Genomic DNA, 17,637 nt, shown 5'->3' on the forward strand with positions numbered 1-17,637 from the left:
AGGGGTGGCGATGCGGATCGTGGACTGGGCCGGCGCGGCCGAGGGCGGCCCCGCCGTCGTGCTGCTCGACCAGCGGGCACTGCCGCAGGCAGAGGTCCACCTCCTCCTGAACACCGTGGACGGCGTGGTCGACGCCGTCCGGTCGCTGGCCGTGCGCGGCGCGCCGAGCCTGGGCATCACCGGCGCGTTCGGCGTCGCGCTCGCCGCACACCTGCACGGCACCACCACCCCGGACGCCCGCGCCGCGGTCCGGGCCGACGCCGAGCGGATCGCCACCGCCCGGCCCACCGCGGTACCGCTGTCGCTGGGCGCCCGGCGCGCGCTGGCGGCCCTCGACGGCGGCCCGGCGGCCGTGCTCGCCGAGGCCCGCGCCGTCGCCGCCGAGGCGGCCCGGATCAACGCCGCCGCCACCGGGCGGGCCGCCGACCTGGTGGCCGAACGGTGCCCGGACCGGCCGCTGCGTGCCCTGACCGTCTGCAACACCGGCCCGCTCGCGGCCGGGCCCGGCGGCACCGCGCTCGGCGCGATCCTGCGGCTGCACGAGCGCGGCGCGCTGGCCGAGGTGCTGGCCTGCGAGACCCGCCCGCTGCTGCAGGGGGCCCGGCTGACCGTGTGGGAGCTGGACCGCGCCGGCGTGCCGCACCGGCTCTGCGTCGACTCCGCCGGGCCCGCCGCGATCGCGCAGGGCCTCGTCGACGTCGTGTTCGCCGGTGCCGACCGGATCGCCGCGAACGGCGACGTCGCCAACAAGATCGGCACCTACATGCTGGCGTGCGCGGCCGCCCGGTCCGGGATCCCGTTCGTCGTCGTCGCGCCGGAGGAGACGGTCGACCCGGGCACCCCGACCGGCGCGGAGATCGTCGTCGAGGAACGCGGCGCCGACGAGGTCCGCGAGCACGGCGGGACGCTGCAGACCCTGCCCGGCACGCCGGTCTACAACCCGGCGTTCGACGTCACCCCGCACGACCTCGTCACGGCGATCGTCACCGAGACGCGGGCGTGGTCGCCCGCACCTTCTCCTTCTGCACCGCGAACCGCCGCAGCGCCTCGCTGATCTGCTCCGGCGACAGCAGCCGCGGCTCGCCGACGGCGCGGGCCCGCAGCCACACGTCGCACAGCCACTCCAGCTGCCGCGCGGCGTCGTAGGCGGCCCCGAGCTGCTCGCCGAGCACCAGCGTGCCGTGGTTGCCCATCACGACCGCGGTCCGCTCCCCCAGCGCGGCCATCGTGTTCCGCACCAGCGCGTCGCTGCCGAACGGCGCGTAGTCGGCCACCCGGACCGCACCGCCGAACATGGCGATCTGGTAGTGCACCGGCGGGACCTCGTCGCGGAGCAGGGACACCGCCACGGCGGCCGGCGAGTGGGTGTGGACGACCGCGCGGGTGCCGTGGCGGGCGTGCGCGGCCAGGTGCAGCGGCAGCTCGCTGGTCGGCGTCCGGGTGCCGTCGACGACCGCACCGACCGGGTCGACGAGCACGACGTCGTCGGGGGCCATCGCCGCGTAGTCCACCCCGGACGGTGTCACGGCGATCAGGTCGCCGGTGCGGACCGAGAGGTTGCCGGACGTGCCGACCACCAGCCCGTCCTGCACCATGCGGCGCGACCAGGTGCAGAGGGACTCGCGGGCGGCGGCGTGATCGTTCATACCGCACAGTGTGCTCGTGAGTGGAAACCAGGGTCCTGGCCCTCCTTTCCACTCACGAGCACCATGTGGGCATGGATGCCGATGCCGTCGTCGTCGGGGCCGGGCTCGCCGGTCTGGTCGCCGCCGCCGAGATCGCCGACGCCGGGTGCTCGGTGGTCGTGCTGGACCAGGAACCGGAGCAGAACCTCGGCGGGCAGGCCTTCTGGTCGCTCGGCGGGCTGTTCCTCGTCGACTCCCCCGAGCAGCGGCGCACCGGGATCAGCGACTCGGCCGACCTGGCGCTGTCGGACTGGCTGGGGTCGGCGGCGTTCGACCGGGGCGTCGACGACCCGTCCGGCGCGGACTTCTGGGCGCGCCAGTGGGCCACGGCCTACGTGGACTTCGCGGCCGGCGAGAAGCGGGCCTGGTTGCACGCCCAGGGTGTCCGGTGGCTGCCGGTCGTCGGGTGGGCCGAGCGCGGCGGGCACCTCGCCGACGGCCACGGCAACTCCGTGCCCCGCTTCCACCTCACCTGGGGCACCGGGCCCGGCGTGCTGGAGCCGTTCCTGCGCCGGGTCCGCGCGCACGCCGGGGCCGGCCGGATCACGCTGCGGTTCCGGCACCGGGTGGACGGGCTCGCCGTCACCGGCGGTGCCGTCACCGGCGTGCACGGCGCCGTCCTCGCCCCCGACGACGCCGAGCGGGGCGCCCCCACCAACCGGGACGTCGTCGGGGAGTTCACCGTGAACGCCCCGGCGGTGCTCGTGACCTCCGGCGGGATCGGCGGCGACCACGACCTGGTCCGCGCGCACTGGCCGCAGCGGCTGGGGACGCCGCCGTCGCACATGGTGTCCGGGGTGCCGGCCCACGTGGACGGGCGGATGCTCGCGATCACCGCGGACGCCGGCGGCCGGATCGTGAACGCCGACCGGATGTGGCACTACACCGAGGGCGTGCGCAACCACTCCCCGATCTGGGCCGACCACGGCATCCGGATCATTCCCGGGCCGTCGTCGCTGTGGCTGGACGCGACGGGGCGGCGGCTGCCGGCCCCGAACTTCCCCGGGTTCGACACCCTCGGCACCCTGGCGGCGCTGCGCGCCACCGGGTACGAGCACTCCTGGTTCCTGCTCACCCAGAAGATCATCGAGAAGGAGTTCGCGCTGTCCGGGTCCGAGCAGAACCCGGACGTCACCGGCAAGGACGTGCGGGCGACGCTCGGCCGGGTCCGGCCCGGTGCGACGGCGCCGGTGGAGGCGTTCACCAAGCGCGGCGCCGACTTCGTCGTCGCCGACAGTCTCGACGAGCTCGTCGCCGGGATGAACCGGCTGACCGGCGGCGTCCCCGAGCTCGACGTCGAGGCGATCCGCCGCCAGGTCGTCGCCCGGGACCGGCAGCTGCGGAACCCGTTCGTCAAGGACCTGCAGATCATGGCGATCCACAACGCCCGGCGGACGCTCGGGGAGAAGCTCGCGCGCACCGCACCGCCGCACCGGCTGCTTGACCCGGCGGCCGGGCCGCTCATCGCCGTCCGGCTGCACGTGCTGACCCGCAAGTCGCTCGGCGGGCTGCAGACCGACCTGTCCGGTCGGGTGCTGGACGACGCCGGCGCCCCCGTCCCCGGCCTGTGGGCCGCCGGGGAGGTGGCCGGGTTCGGCGGCGGCGGGGTGCACGGGTACCGGGCCCTGGAGGGGACGTTCCTCGGCGGCTGCCTGTTCTCCGGGCGGCAGGCCGGGCGGGCGATCGCGCTGGCGCGCTGACGGGCTTACCGGTCTCGCCCGTCCGCACGAGTCGCGTCCCCGCGCTGCGCCGCGACCCAGTCGCGGAACGCCGCGACGAACTCCTCGGGTGCGTCGGACTCCACGTAGGTACCGGCGCCCTCGACGATCACGGTCGTGTGGTCGGGGAACGCCGCTTCCAGACGCTCGCGCTCCTGCCGGCGGAACGCGATGTCGGCGGCACCCCACACGATCAGCGTCGGCAGGTGGGCGAGGTCGGCGAGGCCGGTCTCGACCTCGGCGAAGAAGGCCCGGCTGGCGAGGACCCGGCCGGGGAGCACGGCGGAGGCCTGGCGTCGCCCGGGGGTGTCCAGCGCCCGGTGGTAGTGGGTCATCTCGGTCGCGGTGGGTGTCCGGCGACGGTGGCCGGTGGGGACGAACGCGTGGACGAGGAGGTTGAGCCTCCGGACCAGGAAGCGGGCCGGGGCCCCGCCGAGGATGCGGGAGAAGGCCTCGAAGTGCAGGACGCCGTCGACCGGCCAGGCCCAGGTGTTGGCGAGCACCAGCCGGTCGAAGGCGCCGGGCCGGCGCTGCGCGGCGGCCAGGCCGATCGGGCCGCCCCAGTCCTGCCCGACCAGGGTGGCCCCGTCGAGGCCGATCGCGTCGACGAACCCGGTGACCACGTCGGCGTGCTCCTCGGGCAGGTGGCGGTATCCGGGCCCCGGTGTCGACAGCCCGAAGCCCGGGAGGTCGAGGGCGACGCACCGGAAGTCGTCGCGCAGCGCGCGGATCACGTCGCGCCACAGGAACGACCAGGTCGGGTTGCCGTGCAGGAGCAGCAGCGTGGGACCCGTTCCCTCGTCGACGTAGTGCACGGTGTGCCCGGCGATGTCGACGAAGCGGCTCTCGAACGGGAACAGCTCGTCGTCGACCCAGGCGGGCCGCACGCTCCTGGTGGTGTCGGCCATGGCGGCCCTCTCGGCTCGGTCGGCAGTACACTTGAGATTTGCAAGCGTACTTGAGACTGTCAAGTAGAGGTGTGATGCGTAGCTACGGCCAGTACTGCGGGCTCGCCCGGTCCCTCGAGGTCGTCGGCGACCGGTGGAACCTGCTCATCGTCCGCCAGCTCCTCCTCGGCCCCGCCCGCTACCGGGACCTGCTCGACGGCCTGCCCGGGATCGCGACCAACCTGCTCGCCGACCGGCTCCGTGACCTCGAGGCCTCGGGCGTCGTCGAGCGGCGACCGGCCGGCGCGGGCAGCGTGGTCGAGTACGCCCTCACGCCGTGGGGCGCCGAGCTTCGCCGGCCGATCGAGAGCCTGATCCGGTGGTCCACCCCGCTGATGCTCCGCGGCCCCGAGGGCGACTCCTTCCGCCCCGAGTGGCTCGCCCTCGCCGTCCCGGCCCTGCTCGACGCCCGGATCCAGGTCCGTACCCCGGCGACGGTCGGCCTCGAGATCGGCGGGAACCCCGTCCAGCTGCGCGCGACACCCTCCGGCGTCACGGTCGGCCCGTACGACGGCCGCGCGCTCGACGCCACCGTCCGTGCCGATCCCGCCAGCGTCCTCGGACTCGCCGCCGGCGCACTCGCACTCGACGACGCCCGCGCCCTCGGGCTGGTCGAGATCGACGGCGACGAGTCGGTCGTCCGCACCGTCTTCGCCGCCTGACCGGGCGCTGGCGCGCCCGTGAGTGGTTCGGAGGGTCCTGACCCTCCGAACCACTCACGGGAGCAGGTCGCTCCGGCTGAGGACGCCGACCAGGACCTGGTCGTCGTCGACGACCGGGACCACCCGGAAACCCCGCTCGGCCAGCAGGTGCTCGGCGGCGGTGAGCGGGTCGCCCGGGTGCAGCACCTCGACGTCGTAGGTCATCACGCCGTCCACCGTGCTCGCCCGGGTGCGGCGCCCGCCGTCGGTCGACCCGCTCATCAGGTCGGCCTCGGACACGATGCCGAGCAGCCGGTCGCGGTCGTCCACCACCGGGACGGCGGTGAACCGGTAGGACAGCAGGACCTCGGCGGCCTCGTCGAGGGCGAGGCCCGGCGGGATCGCGACCAGCCCGCCGTCGGTCATCACGTCGGACACCCGTAGCGACGAGACCGGCCGGCCGCCGATCCGGCCGGCGCCGCGCGGGACCATCGCCTCCGGCATCGGCCCGGTGATCCCGGCCCCGCCGAGGCGGCGGGCGGCCCGCCGGAACAGCCCGCCCGCGCGGCGCGCACGCAGCAGGTCGCTGCGCGTGATCACGCCCACGAGCTGTCCCTTGTGGACCACGGGGACGAGCCGGAGCTCGCCGTAGACCCGCATCCGGTGCGCGACGACCGACACGGCGGTGGTCGCCTGCACCGTCACGACCTGCTCGGTCATCGCGTCGCCGACCGTCGCGCCCGGGTCGTCGCGGTGCCGCAGGATGTCGACCAGGCTGATGACCCCGACCAGGGAGAACGTCCGGTCCACGACCGGGAGCGCGGAGAAGCGCGCCTCGGCCATCCGGTCCCGGGCGCGGGACAGCGGCGCGTCGGCCCACACGGTGACGACGCGTTCGGTCATGACATCCCGCGCTCGCAGCACCATGCCCCGACCGTAGCTCGTGACTCCGGGATCACCGGGGGTCGAGGTGGCCGAACCGGTGCCGGGTCCGGCTGACCGCCTGCTCGCGCAGCACGGTCAGCAGCTCCCGCCGGCCGTCGACGAGGACGGCCGCGTCCAGGATGGACGCCCCGGCCGCGGCGGCCGCCGCCCGCAGTCCGCCGGGGACCGTGCCGAGCGCGCGGATCCGCACCGCGGGTTCCGGGTCCAGGACCGGGCCGCCGTGGACCCCGCCGGGCAGCGGGCCGTCCGGGACGCCGGGGCCGTGCAGCCGTACTGGGACCCCGGCCGTCGCCGCGGCGAGCAGCACCCGCAGGACGTCCACCCGGGTCGTGCCCTCACCCGCCCACAGCACGAGCGAGGGCAGCGGCCGGTAGCGGAACACGTCGGACTCGGCGGCGAGCCCGGTCGGGTCGTGCTCGACCCCGAACTCCGTGCGCCAGGCGGCCGCGTCGGAGGCGGCCGCGCGGCGCAGCCGCTCCCGGTCGCCGGTGTCCAGGTCGGACGCGGCGGCGAGGACCCGGTCGGCGGCCCGGCCGGAGGTCCCCTCCCCGGCGGGTGCGGCCGGGTCGTCGTGCCAGGTCCCGAACTGGGCGACGTAGTTCGGCCCGCCCGGTTTGGCGCCGGGGCCGAGCACCGAGCCCTTCCAGCCCCCGAACGACTGCCGCTGCACGATCGCGCCCGTGATGTGCCGGTTGACGTAGGCGTTGCCGACCTCGACGTGCTCCAGCCAGTGCCCGATCTCGTCCTCGTCGAGCGAGTGGATGCCGCCGGTGAGGCCGAACCCGGTTCCGTTCTGCCAGCGGATCGCCTCGTCGAGGTTCCGGGCGGCCATCAGGCCGAGCACCGGGCCGAAGCACTCGGTGCGGTGGAACCAGCTGCCCGGCGCCACCCAGGCCCGCACCCCCGGGCTCCACATCCGCTCCCCGAGCCGCCGCGGCCGCACCAGCCAGCGCTCGCCCGGCTCGAGGGTGGTCAACGCCCGGTGCAGCTTCGCCGGGGGTTCGTCGATGAGCGGGCCCATCGTCGTCGACAGGTCCGATCCGGGCCCGACCCGCAGGGTCCGGACGGCGTCGACCAGCTGCCGGCGCAGCCGCCGCCCGGTCGCCGACCCGGTCGCCGCCGGCCCGACCAGGATCCCCAGCGAGGCCGCCGAGCACTTCTGTCCGGCGTGCCCGAACGCGGACCGGACGAGGTCGGCGACGGCCAGGTCGGGATCCGCCGCCGGGGTGATGACCAGCGCGTTCTTGCCGCTGGTCTCCGCGAGCAGGTTCAGCTCGGGCCGCCAGGACCGGAACAGCGCCGCCGTGTCGGACGCCCCGGTGAGCACCACCCGGTCGACGCCGGGGTGGGTGACCAGCCGCCGCCCGGCGTCGCCCTCGTCGGTGGGCAGCAGCTGCAGCGCGTCGGCCGGGATCCCGCCGCGGTGCAGCGCGGTGACCCCGGCCTCGGCGCACGCCCGCACCTGCGGGGACGGCTTGAGCAGCACGGACGCGCCGGCCGCGAGCGCGGCGAGGCAGCCGCCGAGCGGGATCGCGATCGGGAAGTTCCACGGCGGCGTCACGGCCACGACCCGGTCCGGGGTGAACGGGGCACCGGCCAGCTCGGCGGCGCGTTCGGCGTAGTACGCGGCGAAGTCGACGGCCTCGGAGATCTCCGGGTCGGCTTCGGCGACCGTCTTGCCGCCCTCCCCGATCATCACCGCGAGCAGGGTCCCCCGTGCGGCCGCGAGGGCCCGGGCGGCCCGGCGGAGCGTGGCCGCCCGCTCGGCGGCCGGCAGGTCCCGCCAGCCGGACCCGGCCGCCCGGTGGACGGCGGCGTCGACGTCGCGCGGGTCGGTGACCACCGGGATGCGCGGGACGGCGATCGTGCCGCCGGCCGCCGACGCTGCCCGGCGGGCCCACGCCCGGTTCGCCGGCAGCGCCGGGTCGGTGTCGGGCTCGTTGCGGAACCCCGGCTCGCCCGGCACGAGCGGGCCGTCCGCGCCGACCGGCGCGTCCACCGTGCGGTCCTGGGTGCGGCGCGGGGTGTCGGCGACGGCGTCCCGGTCCCGGACCGATGTCCGGAACCGGTCCAGGTAGGACGACGGTCCGGTGTCCGGTGTGAACAGCGTGTACAGGTAGCCCTCCGGCGACGCGTTCTCCTCCAGCCGCCGGACCAGGTAGGACACCGCGGTGTCGAAGTCGCCGCGGTGCACGACCGGGGTGTAGAGCACGAGCTTCGACCCCGGTCCGGACGCCGGCAGGTCCCCGGCGACCGCGCGGGCGAACTCCGGTGCCATGCCGTGCAGCATCTCCAGGTCGAGCTGGGCGCGGGCGTCCCGGGCCTCGGCCATCTCCAGGGCGAGTGCCACGTGGTGCAGGTGGTGCGAGGCGACGCCCAGCCGCAGCGCGTGGCCGCCGTCCGCCCGGGCGCCCCCGGCGACCCGGTTTCCGCCGATCGCCCGGTCGAGGAGCCGGACGTAGTTGGCGTCGACCTCGGCCTTCGTCGGGTACGGGGCCTGCGGCCAGCCGTGGAGCTCGGCGTCCACCTTCTCCATGGCCAGGTTGGCGCCCTTGACCAGCCGCACCTTGATCGGTGCGCCGCCGTTCCGGCGGGCGGCGAACTCGCCGAGCTCGTCCAGCGCGGCGACCGAGTCCGGCAGGTAGGCCTGCAGCGCGATCCCGGCGGGCAGGTCCCGGAACTCCGGCCGGGACAGCAGCGTGGTGAACACCGCGACCGTCAGGTCGAGATCCTTGTACTCCTCCATGTCGAGGTTCACGAACACGCCCGCGGTGCGGGCCGCGCGGTAGAGCCGCAGCAGCCGGGTGACCAGCCGGTTCCGGCTGCCCTCCAGGTCCCACGGCACGAGCTGCGACGCCACCGCCGACACCTTCACCGACACGTGGTCGACCCCCGGCCGGCGCAGCAGCGCGATCGTCCGTTCGAGCCTGCGGTCGGCCTCCCCCTCGCCCAGCACCGCCTCGCCGAGCAGGTTGAGGTTGAGCCGGTGCCCGGCGGCCTCGGCGGCCCGGAGGCGGCGGGCGAGCGGGCGGCCGCCCGCGTCGACGATCAGGTGACCGACCAGGCGGCGCAGCCGGGCCCGCGCGGCCGGGACCACGACGTGCGGCAGTGCCGGGGCGAGCCGCGCGCCGGCCCGCAGCAGCAGCCGGTCGGCCCCGCCGACGAACGCCGGCAGCGCCGGGGCGCCGTCCGCGCGCACGCGGTGGCGGCCCGCGAGCCGGGCCAGCTCCCGGGCGGCCACCCGGTTGTCGGCCGGCCGGGCGACCCGGTCGACGAACCACAGCGTGAAGTCGACGCCACCGGGGTCGTGCATCAGCGCCGCCAGCCGGGCGGTCGGGTCCGACGCGCGGGCCGAGGCGATCGCCGTGTGGGCGGTCCAGCGGCGCACGCGCTCGACGGCCCGCTCGACGAGGGCGTCGTCGAGGGCCGGAGCGGGATGGGTGGGATGCACGCTCACCCCGCACAGTCTGGCCCGCCGTCCGGTTCGCGGCACGTCCACGGCGTCGCCCTCCCGGGCGTTGCGCCTGGACCCGGCCCCCGGGCACGAGGATCATCGGCGCAGTGAGCAGCCCACCGCCGTACCCGGGGAACCCGCAGGACCCGCACGCGCAAGGAGGTCACCCGGAGCAGCCCACCCACCGGTACGGCTACCCCGACCGGCCGCCCGCCCACGACCCGGGCGTCGCCGCCTACGGCGGGCCGCCACCCCGGCCGCGGAACGGCGTCGGGACCACCGCCCTGGTGCTCGGCATCCTGGGCATCCTCACCTGCTGGCTGCTGATCGGCGCGCTGTTCGGGCTGATCGCGGTCGCGCTCGGCATCATCGGCATCGCGCGGGTGTCGAAGGGCATTGCCACCAACCGGGGCGTGGCGATCAGCGGGCTGGTCCTCGGCGTGCTGAGCGTGCTCGCGACGGTCGCGCTCGTGGTGTTCGCCTGGGGGGTGTTCAGCAGCGTCGGGGGCCTCGATTTCATCGACTGCGTGCAGCGCTCGGGCGGGGACCAGGCCGCGGTCCAGCAGTGCCAGACCGGGTTCCAGGAGCGGCTGCAGCAGGAGAGCGAGCAGCTCGGCGGCTGAGGGGTCCGCACCCGGCCCGGCCAGGGCGCGCGCGATCATGGCGGGGTGACCGACGAGGGACGCACCGCGGCCGACGACCGCAGCCACACCCGGATCGACCGCGCGCTGGTGATCGCCGCGCACCCCGACGACATCGACTTCTCCTGCAGCGGGACCGTCGCGGTGTGGACCGACGCCGGGGTCGAGGTGACCTACTGCCTGGTGACCGACGGCGACGCGGGCGGCTTCGACCGGGACGTCCCGCGGTCGGCGATCGCGGGGATCCGGCAGGACGAGCAGCGGGCCGCGGCCGCCGCCGTCGGCGTCTCCGACCTGGTGTTCCTGGGGTACCCGGACGGCCGGCTGACCGTGACCCTCGAGCTGCGCCGCGACCTGGCCCGGGTGATCCGCCGGGTCCGCCCGGACCGGGTGGTCGTGCAGCGGCCGGTGCGCGACCTGGACAGCATGTACGGCAGCCATCCCGACCACACCGCCACCGGTGAGGCCGCGCTGTGCGCGGTCTACCCGGACGCGCGCAACCCGTTCGCCTTCCCGGAGCTCGCCGACGAGGGCTTCGAGGCGCACTCCGCGGGCGAGGTCTGGGTGCTCGGTGCGGTCGCCGCCGACGACCCGGCGACGCTGCGGCACGTCGACATCACCGACACCTTCGACCGGAAGATCACCGCCCTGCGTGCCCACGTGAGCCAGACCGCGCACATGACCGAGCTCGAGGACATGATGGCCCGCTGGGCCGGGTCCGGGGCGAAGCGGGCCGGCTTCCCCCGCGGCCGTCTCGTCGAGTCGTTCCGGGTGCTGGACACCCGCTGACCCCGCCGCTTTGCGACAGGCGCGACGAGGAGTAGAGTTAGTCGTACCGAACTCCGGTGTTCGGGTTGCGATCACATCGCGTCGACGAGGAGGTGGTCACCGTGTTCCGCGCCGCCCCGCCGCAGCAGCCGGCGTCGGTCCGCACGGTCGTGCTGGCCTGCCTGCTCATGGTGCTCCTCGCCGGGGCCACCATCGTCTCGGTGTCCACCGCCCCGGCCGCCGTCACGGTGCTGCTCGCCGCGGCCGCGCTCGCGGTCCGCCCGCTGATCGTGCTGCACCACCGCCGGGCCGCCGCGACGCGGGTCGCGGTCACCCGCCGCTGATCCATCTACCTCCGCCGGCCACCGGGCTACCGTGACTCCATGCCGAGCGCGGCCCAGGAGGACCGGAACCGTCGCATGCTGCGCGCCCGCGACGCGATGGACCGCTCCTACGCCGAGCCGCTGGACATCGCGCGCCTGGCCCGCATCGCCTACGTGTCGGAGGCGCACTTCATCCGGACCTTCAAGGCGACCTTCGGCGAGACACCGCACCGCTACCTGCAACGGCGGCGCATCGAACGCGCGATGATGCTGCTCCGCGAGACGAACCGGCCGATCACCGACATCGCGTTCGGCGTCGGGTTCGGCAGCGTGGGGACGTTCAGCCGCACGTTCGGCGACATCGTCGGGGAGTCGCCGACGGCGTACCGGCGCGGTGCGGCGACGTTGCGGGTACCCTCGTGCTTCGCGCGGGCGTGGCTGAGACCGAGCAGTTTCGGAGAAGCGCCCGCCGTCCGGCGGTCCTAGCGTGACGACCATGCTCAACGCGATCTCCATCACCCAGGTCACGGTCCTGGACCAGGACGAGGCACTCGACTTCTACGTCGGCAAGCTCGGGTTCGAGGTGAGCGCCGATGTCGACATGGGGTTCATGCGGTGGCTGACGGTGTCGCTGCCGAGCGATCCCGACCGGCACCTGCTGCTCGAGGTGCCGAAGCCGCCGGCGATCAGCGAGGAGACCGCGGCACAGGTCCGCGACCTGATGACGAAGGGCGCGCTCGGGCTCGCCTGCATCCTGACGACCGACGACTGCCGGAAGACGTTCGAGGAGCTCACCGCCAAGGGGGTCGAGTTCAGCGAGGAACCCACCGAGCAGCCGTACGGCGTCGACTGCGCGCTGCGCGACCCGTTCGGCAATCACATCCGCATCACGCAGCCGGCCCGCGGCCCGGTCGAGGTCACCGAGGCCGACAAGCAGCGCTGGGAGGCCGGCGCGCGGCAGAACCGCTGAGGCTCACCCGCCGCCGAGCCGCCCGGCCAGCTCCGCCCGGGACCGGACGCCGACCTTGGCGTAGGTCCTGGTCAGGTGGTACTGCACGGTCTTGACCGACACCTGCAGCTCCGCGGCGATCTCCCGGTTGGTCCGGCCGCGGACCACCAGGTCGGCCACGGCCCGCTCCTGCGGGGTCAGCTCGCGCACCGCCCGGTCGCCGCGGGCGCCCGCGTGCACGCCGCCGGCCTTGAGCTCCCGGTCGCAGCGGCGGACGTACACCGTGGCCCCGAGCCCGGCGAACATCTCCCGGGCCGCGGACAGCACCGCATCCGCGTCGCGGCGCTTCCCGGCCCGGCGCAGGGTCTGCCCGAACGCGAACCGCACCCGGGCCCGGTCGTAGCGGTGCGGCAGCCGGTCGGCGACCCGCAGCGCCTGCTCGAACGCCGCCCGGGCGGCGTCGTGCTCGCCCCGGGCGCCGAGCAGCCGGCCCCGCGCGTAGCCGAGCCGGGCGATCGTGGACCGGTGGCCGCGGTCGGCGGCCCGCCGCTCGTGCGGGACGAGGAACTCCTCCGCCGCGTCCAGCTCACCGGTCATGACCAGCGCGTTCGCGAACACGTCCTGCCACGGCCACCAGCCGGGCTCTGCGGTGGCGCCCCCGGCGGTCCGCAACGGCTCCAGCGCGCGCAGCACCGCCGGGTAGTCGGCCCGGGCCTCGGCCAAGTGGGCCCGGGCGAGCATCGCCGGGACCCGCGCGATCTCGTACTCGGAGGCGCCCGCCTCGGCGGCGAGCGCCGCCCGTTCGGCGCGTTCCGGCTCGTCCCGCAGCCCGTGCACCTGCGCGATCGTCCATTCCAGCAGCGGCGCCGCCAGCGCGATCCCGGTCCGCGCCGCCAGCTCCCGGCCCTGCTCGGCGGCCCGCAGCGCGCCGTCCCAGTCCCCGGTGTGGAAGCGGGTCCGGGCGAGCCAGCCCAGCGCCCACAGCGAGATCCGGGACGAGCCGCCGAGCACGGTCGTCGGGACGGCGCTCTCCAGGTCGGTGCGGGCCCGGTCGAGGTCGTCCTGCACGAAGTGCAGCCAGCCGCGGCCCATCGTGACCCGCTGGGCCTGCGCCCCGTGCCACACCCGTTCGGACGCGGCGGCGTAGGCCGCCCGGGCCTGCTCCGGGTGCCCGGCGGCGGACAGCCCGAGCCCCCGGATCGCCGCAGCCTCGACGGCGGGCGGAGTGTCCGGGCCCGCCAGCGCGATCGTCCGGTCCGCCCAGGTCACGAGCTCGTCCCCGCGGCCACGGGCCAGCGCGTGCAGGACGCAGCGCTGCGCGACGAGCGCGGCCGCGGGCCGGTCGGTCTCCCCGGCCCCGGCCTGCTCCCACGCCCGGCCGAGCCGGGCGGACGCCTCGCCGGCCTGCCCGAGCACCACGGCCAGGTACCCGAGGACGGCGCCGCGCAGCGGGGTCTCCCGGGTGGCCTCGACCACGGGGACGAGCGCCTCCGCGGCCCGGCACTCCCCCGCACCGATCATCGCGTCCACGGCCCGCACGAGGCGTTCCTCGCGGCGCGCCCGGTCGGCGGTGAGCCGGGACGCCTCGGCGAGCAGCGCGGCCACGGTGCTCCAGGCCCCTGCGGCGGCCTCCTCGGCGGCGCGGGCCTCGAGCTCGTCGGCGAGCACGTCGTCGCGGCCGGCGACCGCACCGGCCAGCAGGGCCAACCGCCGGGTCGGGTCGTCGACGACCTCCCCAGCGCGGCGGCGCAGCCCGGCGACGACGTCCGGGCCCAGCTCGTCGAGCACCGCTGCCCGCACCATGGGATCCGCCGGTGCCGCCGCGGGACCCCACCGGCTGCCGGCCGGGGCGACCAGCCCGGCCCGGGCGGCCTCGGCGAGCGCCGCGAGCACGCCGGCCGGGTCGCCGCCGGTGACCGCGGCGATCTCGTCCGGCTCGCCGGGCCGGTCCAGGACGGCGACGACGTCGAGCAGCGCCCGCGCCGGTTCCGACAGCCCGGCCCGGCGGTGCCTCACCGACGCCGCCACCTCCGGCGGGGCGGGCAGCCGCGCGTGCGGGTCCGGCCAGGCGTCGGCGGGCAGCGTGGCGAGCAGGGCCAGCACGTGCCGCGGCCGGCCCGCGGTGTGCCGGGCGAGGCGCTCGGCGGCCGCCGCGCCGAGCGGGACACCGCGGGCGGCGGCCAGCGCGGCGACGGCACGGGCGTCGAGCGGGCGCAGCACGATCTCGGTCCCGGCGACGGCGCGCAGCAGGTCGGCCGTGCCGGGCTCACCGTCGGCGGGGCGGGCGGCCAGCAGCACCGTCAGCGCCCGCTCCGGATGGTGGTGGACCAGCGTGGACAGCACCTGCAGCGACCACGGGTCGGCGGCGTGCGCGTCGTCGACGACGAGCAGCGTGCGGGCGTCCCGGCTGCAGGCGGCGGCGACGGCGCCGGCCGCGGCGAACGCGTCGCCGCCCGGGACCGCGGCACCCGGCACGAGCTGGGCGAGCACCCCGCCGCTCCGGTGCGCCTCCCACCGGGCGCCGCGGGCGGACCGCACCGGGCCGTCGTGCCCGGCGGCGACGGCGGCGACCAGCGCGGACACCCCGATCCCGCGCGGCCCGGTGACCAGCGCCGACCGGGTACCGGTGCCGGCCAGCAGCCCGCGCAGCCGCGCGGCCTCGTCCGCCCGCCCGGCGAGCACGGCCGGCGCCCACCCGGTGGGGTCCACGGCGTCGGGGTCACCCACATCCCGGACCGTACCCGGCCCGCGCCGGGTCACCCCTGGTCGCCACCGGCGACCGGCAGCACCGTCCCGGTGATGTAGGACGCCTCCGGGGAGGCCAGGAACGTGATCGCCGCGGCCTGTTCGTCGAGCGTGCCGTACCGCTTGAGCAGCGACGACTCGGTGGTCTGCTCGACGATCGTGGCGTACCACTCCCGCTCCTGCTCCGACTCCGGGGCCGGTCCGCGCGGGATCCGCCGGGCCGGCGCGTCGGTGCCGCCGGGTGCGGTGGCCGCCACCCGCACGCCGTGCGGGGCCAGCTCCATCGCCAGCGCCGAGGTGATCGCGTTGACCCCGCCCTTGGCGGCCGCGTACGGGACCCGGTTGAGCCCCCGGGTGGCCACCGAGGACACGTTGAGGATCGTCCCGGACCCGCGCTCCACCATGTGCGGTGCCACGGCACGGCAGCACCACAGGGTGGGCATGAGCGACCGGTCGATCTCGGCGCGGATCTGCTCCGGCGGGTAGTGCTGGAAGGGCTTGGCCCAGATCGTGCCGCCCACGGTGTGGATCGCGACGTCGACCCGGCCGTGCCGGGCCAGCGCGGCCGCCACGACGGCCTCCGCGCCGTCCCAGTGCTCCAGGTCGGCGGTCACCGCCTCCGCGCCGAGCTCGTCGGCGACCGTCTTCACCTGGTCGGACCGGTCGGCCAGGACGAGCGCGCCGCCCTCGGCCCCGATCCGCCGCGCGACGGCCTCGCCGATCCCCTGGGCCGCGCCGGTGACCAGGACGACCAGGCCGTCGAACCGGCCCGGGCTCACGAACCGGGGCCGGCGCGCCGCGGCCGCCTCGTGCATCGCCCGGCGCATGGTCGCCTTGGAGTTCTCCGCGTGCGAGCTGATCAGCTCCCGGGCCCGGGTGCGGTCGCCGGCCGCGATCGCGTCGACGATGTCGATGTGGTCCTGCGCGCAGTCCGGGTGGCACCACACCGCCGAGCGCAGCGTCTCCGACATCGCGCCCTTCACCCCGAGCGCCTGGTAGGCGCGCAGCAGGTGGGAGTTGCCGGTGCGGGTGAACAGGTAGTCGTGGAACGCGGCGTTGGTCTCGGTGTAGGCCTCGGCGTCGGTGAACCGCTGGGCCTCCCGGTCCACGTAGGGCACGGTGGCCTCGGCGAGCAGCCGGTACCCGGCGACCTCCCGGGACGAGAGCCGGCCGAGCACCAGCTCCAGGGCGCCGAGCTCCAGCGCGTGCCGCGCGTCGAAGATGGCGTCCGAGGAGTGGATGTCCGGGTGCTCCTCGCCGATCTCGTACCCGTCCTCGGAGACCGTCGCGCCGGGCGGGGCCACCAGCGGGTCGAGGTCGTGCGGGGGCAGCACCGGCATCGACTGGACCGCGCGGGCCCCCTCGGGGGCGACGAGCAGCCCGGTGTCGGTGTCCAGCGGCGTCGCGGGGGCGTCGGTGAACGGCTCCCAGACCCGCTGCCCCAGCACCGCCCGCTCGGGCTCCGGGTCCCCGGCGGGCCCGGCCGGGGCGGGGGCGTGCAGCGGCTCCGGGTCGCCGAACCGGGTCAGCGGCAGGCCGAGCACGCTGCGCCCCTCCCGGCCGCCGAGGGTGAGCAGGTCGCCCGGGGTGGGCGCGGCCGCCGGCACGGGGCCGGCCGCGGCCACGCCCGCGGAGACCGCGCCGGCCGAGGGGGCGCCGGTGGAGGCCGCGCCCGCGGAGACCGTGCCCGCCGAGGCGGTGCCCGCCGGGCCGCCGCTCCCGATGCCCGCGCTCGCCGGCGCTACTCCGGCCGGAGCAGGCACCTCGGCCGCGGCTGCAGGGGACGCCGCGGAGCGCTCCGGCACCGCGGCGAGGGCGAACTTCTCGTAGTAGAACCCGGCCGGGGCCAGCCCCCGTTCCCGTAGGTCGGTGCGGACGGCCTCGACCATCGCCGGCGGGCCGCACAGGTAGACCGCGCCGGTGCCGTCGTGCAGGTGCTCCGGCCCGAACAGCGCGGTCACGTACCCCTGGTTCGGCGCCGACGTGCCCGGGTCGGCGACGCAGTGGTCCCAGGTCAGCCCGGTCCCGGCGGCGAGCTCGCGGACGGTGTCCAGCTCGACGAGGTCGTCGTCGGTGGTGACGCCGTAGACCAGGTGCACCGGCCGGGTGCTGCGCTGGTCGCGCAGGGTCCGCAGGATGGACAGGATCGGTGCCAGGCCGGTGCCGCCGGCGAGCAGCAGCAGCGGGTTCTGCGACTCGCGCAGGAAGAAGCTGCCGTGCGGGCCGGTGAACGACAGCGGGTCGCCGACCGCGGCCCGGTGCTCCAGCCACTCCGACATCACCCCGCCCGGGGCGAGCTTGACCAGGAAGGTCAGTGCCTCGTCGTCCGGGGCCGAGGAGAACGAGTAGGAGCGGTGTGCCTCGGTGCCGGGGACGGCGATGTTGACGTACTGCCCGGGCAGGAACGCCAGCTTCTCCCGGTCGTCGATCTCGACGGTGAGCCGCACCGTGGTCGGCGAGAGCCGGTCCAGGCCGGTGACCCGGCCGTGGTGGGTGGCCGCCGCGGTCTTCGCGACCGCCGACGTCGTGGGGATCTGCACGACCAGGTCGCTGCGCGGCCGGGCCTGGCAGGCCAGCAGGTAGCCCTCGGCGGCCTCGTCGGCGGACAGGGCGTCGTCGATGTAGTCCCCGCCGTCGTAGTCGCCGGACTCGCAGAACGCCTTGCAGGTGCCGCAGGCCCCGTCCGAGCAGTCGACCGGGATGTTGATCCGGGACCGGTAGGACGCGTCGGCGACCGACTGGTCCTCCCGGCAGGTGACGAACCGGGTGACGCCGTCCTCGAAGCTCAGTGCCACCCGGTGCGTGGTCGTCGCCGCCATGG

General features: G+C 76.1%; 14 protein-coding genes. 8 read left to right on the forward strand and 6 right to left on the reverse strand.

The window, feature by feature from the left end; all coding sequences use genetic code 11:
• Positions 1 to 10: 10 nt before the first annotated feature.
• Positions 11 to 1,054: an S-methyl-5-thioribose-1-phosphate isomerase gene (gene mtnA, locus H7X46_RS15245; RefSeq protein WP_186360036.1), complete on the forward strand. Its 1,044-nt coding sequence runs from the start codon at positions 11 to 13 to the stop codon at positions 1,052 to 1,054.
• Here the strand turns inward: mtnA and H7X46_RS15250 are convergent.
• A complete protein-coding gene (locus tag H7X46_RS15250) occupies positions 984 to 1,646 on the reverse strand; it encodes a class II aldolase/adducin family protein (protein ID WP_186360037.1) in 663 nt (220 codons plus the stop codon). The genes mtnA and H7X46_RS15250 overlap by 71 nt on opposite strands.
• 71 nt (positions 1,647 to 1,717) lie before the next feature.
• Here H7X46_RS15250 and H7X46_RS15255 point away from each other — a divergent pair, with 71 nt between their 5' ends.
• Positions 1,718 to 3,385, forward strand: coding sequence for an FAD-binding dehydrogenase (locus tag H7X46_RS15255; protein ID WP_186360038.1), 1,668 nt, complete (start codon positions 1,718 to 1,720; stop codon positions 3,383 to 3,385).
• 5 nt (positions 3,386 to 3,390) lie between these two features.
• Here the strand turns inward: H7X46_RS15255 and H7X46_RS15260 are convergent, their stop codons facing one another.
• Positions 3,391 to 4,311, reverse strand: coding sequence for an alpha/beta fold hydrolase (locus tag H7X46_RS15260; RefSeq protein ID WP_186360039.1), 921 nt, complete (start codon positions 4,309 to 4,311; stop codon positions 3,391 to 3,393).
• Between the two features lie 74 nt (positions 4,312 to 4,385).
• On the opposite strand from H7X46_RS15260, the gene H7X46_RS15265 reads away from it, so the two are divergent.
• Complete coding sequence (locus H7X46_RS15265) at positions 4,386 to 5,012, forward strand: helix-turn-helix domain-containing protein (protein WP_186360040.1); 627 nt, start codon at positions 4,386 to 4,388, stop codon at positions 5,010 to 5,012.
• Between the two features lie 54 nt (positions 5,013 to 5,066).
• On the opposite strand, the gene H7X46_RS15270 is transcribed toward H7X46_RS15265, so the two are convergent.
• Together H7X46_RS15270 and H7X46_RS15275 are read right to left on the reverse strand one after the other, a co-directional pair.
• Entirely contained in the window at positions 5,067 to 5,918 is an 852-nt protein-coding gene (locus H7X46_RS15270) for a CBS domain-containing protein (protein WP_186360041.1), read from the reverse strand.
• 28 nt (positions 5,919 to 5,946) lie between these two features.
• Entirely contained in the window at positions 5,947 to 9,393 is a 3,447-nt protein-coding gene (locus tag H7X46_RS15275) for a proline dehydrogenase family protein (protein WP_186360042.1), read from the reverse strand.
• 104 nt (positions 9,394 to 9,497) lie between these two features.
• Between H7X46_RS15275 and H7X46_RS15280 the strand changes: the two genes are divergently transcribed.
• The 5 genes from H7X46_RS15280 to H7X46_RS15300 all read left to right on the forward strand — a co-directional run bounded on the left by H7X46_RS15280 (position 9,498) and on the right by H7X46_RS15300 (position 12,092).
• Entirely contained in the window at positions 9,498 to 10,013 is a 516-nt protein-coding gene (locus H7X46_RS15280; RefSeq protein WP_186360043.1) for a DUF4190 domain-containing protein, read from the forward strand.
• Positions 10,014 to 10,058: 45 nt separating this feature from the next.
• Positions 10,059 to 10,820, forward strand: a complete 762-nt coding sequence (locus H7X46_RS15285; RefSeq protein WP_370588786.1) for a PIG-L deacetylase family protein — start codon at positions 10,059 to 10,061, stop codon at positions 10,818 to 10,820.
• 65 nt (positions 10,821 to 10,885) lie between these two features.
• Positions 10,886 to 11,143 carry a hypothetical protein gene (locus tag H7X46_RS15290; protein ID WP_186360044.1) on the forward strand — a complete coding sequence of 86 codons (258 nt, stop codon included), beginning with the start codon at positions 10,886 to 10,888 and terminating at the stop codon, positions 11,141 to 11,143.
• 39 nt (positions 11,144 to 11,182) lie between these two features.
• Complete coding sequence (locus H7X46_RS15295; protein ID WP_186360045.1) at positions 11,183 to 11,608, forward strand: helix-turn-helix domain-containing protein; 426 nt, start codon at positions 11,183 to 11,185, stop codon at positions 11,606 to 11,608.
• Between the two features lie 10 nt (positions 11,609 to 11,618).
• Positions 11,619 to 12,092 (forward strand): VOC family protein, encoded by a 474-nt coding sequence (locus H7X46_RS15300; RefSeq protein WP_186362688.1) that lies wholly within the window; start codon positions 11,619 to 11,621, stop codon positions 12,090 to 12,092.
• Positions 12,093 to 12,095: 3 nt separating this feature from the next.
• On the opposite strand, the gene H7X46_RS30395 is transcribed toward H7X46_RS15300, so the two are convergent.
• Together H7X46_RS30395 and benC are read right to left on the reverse strand one after the other, a co-directional pair.
• Positions 12,096 to 14,798 (reverse strand): LuxR C-terminal-related transcriptional regulator, encoded by a 2,703-nt coding sequence (locus H7X46_RS30395; RefSeq protein ID WP_370588787.1) that lies wholly within the window; start codon positions 14,796 to 14,798, stop codon positions 12,096 to 12,098.
• A gap of 29 nt (positions 14,799 to 14,827) precedes the next feature.
• Complete coding sequence (benC, locus tag H7X46_RS15310; RefSeq protein WP_186360046.1) at positions 14,828 to 17,635, reverse strand: benzoate 1,2-dioxygenase electron transfer component BenC; 2,808 nt, start codon at positions 17,633 to 17,635, stop codon at positions 14,828 to 14,830.
• Positions 17,636 to 17,637: the final 2 nt, after the last annotated feature.

Source organism: Pseudonocardia sp. C8, assembly GCF_014267175.1.
GTDB lineage: Bacteria > Actinomycetota > Actinomycetes > Mycobacteriales > Pseudonocardiaceae > Pseudonocardia.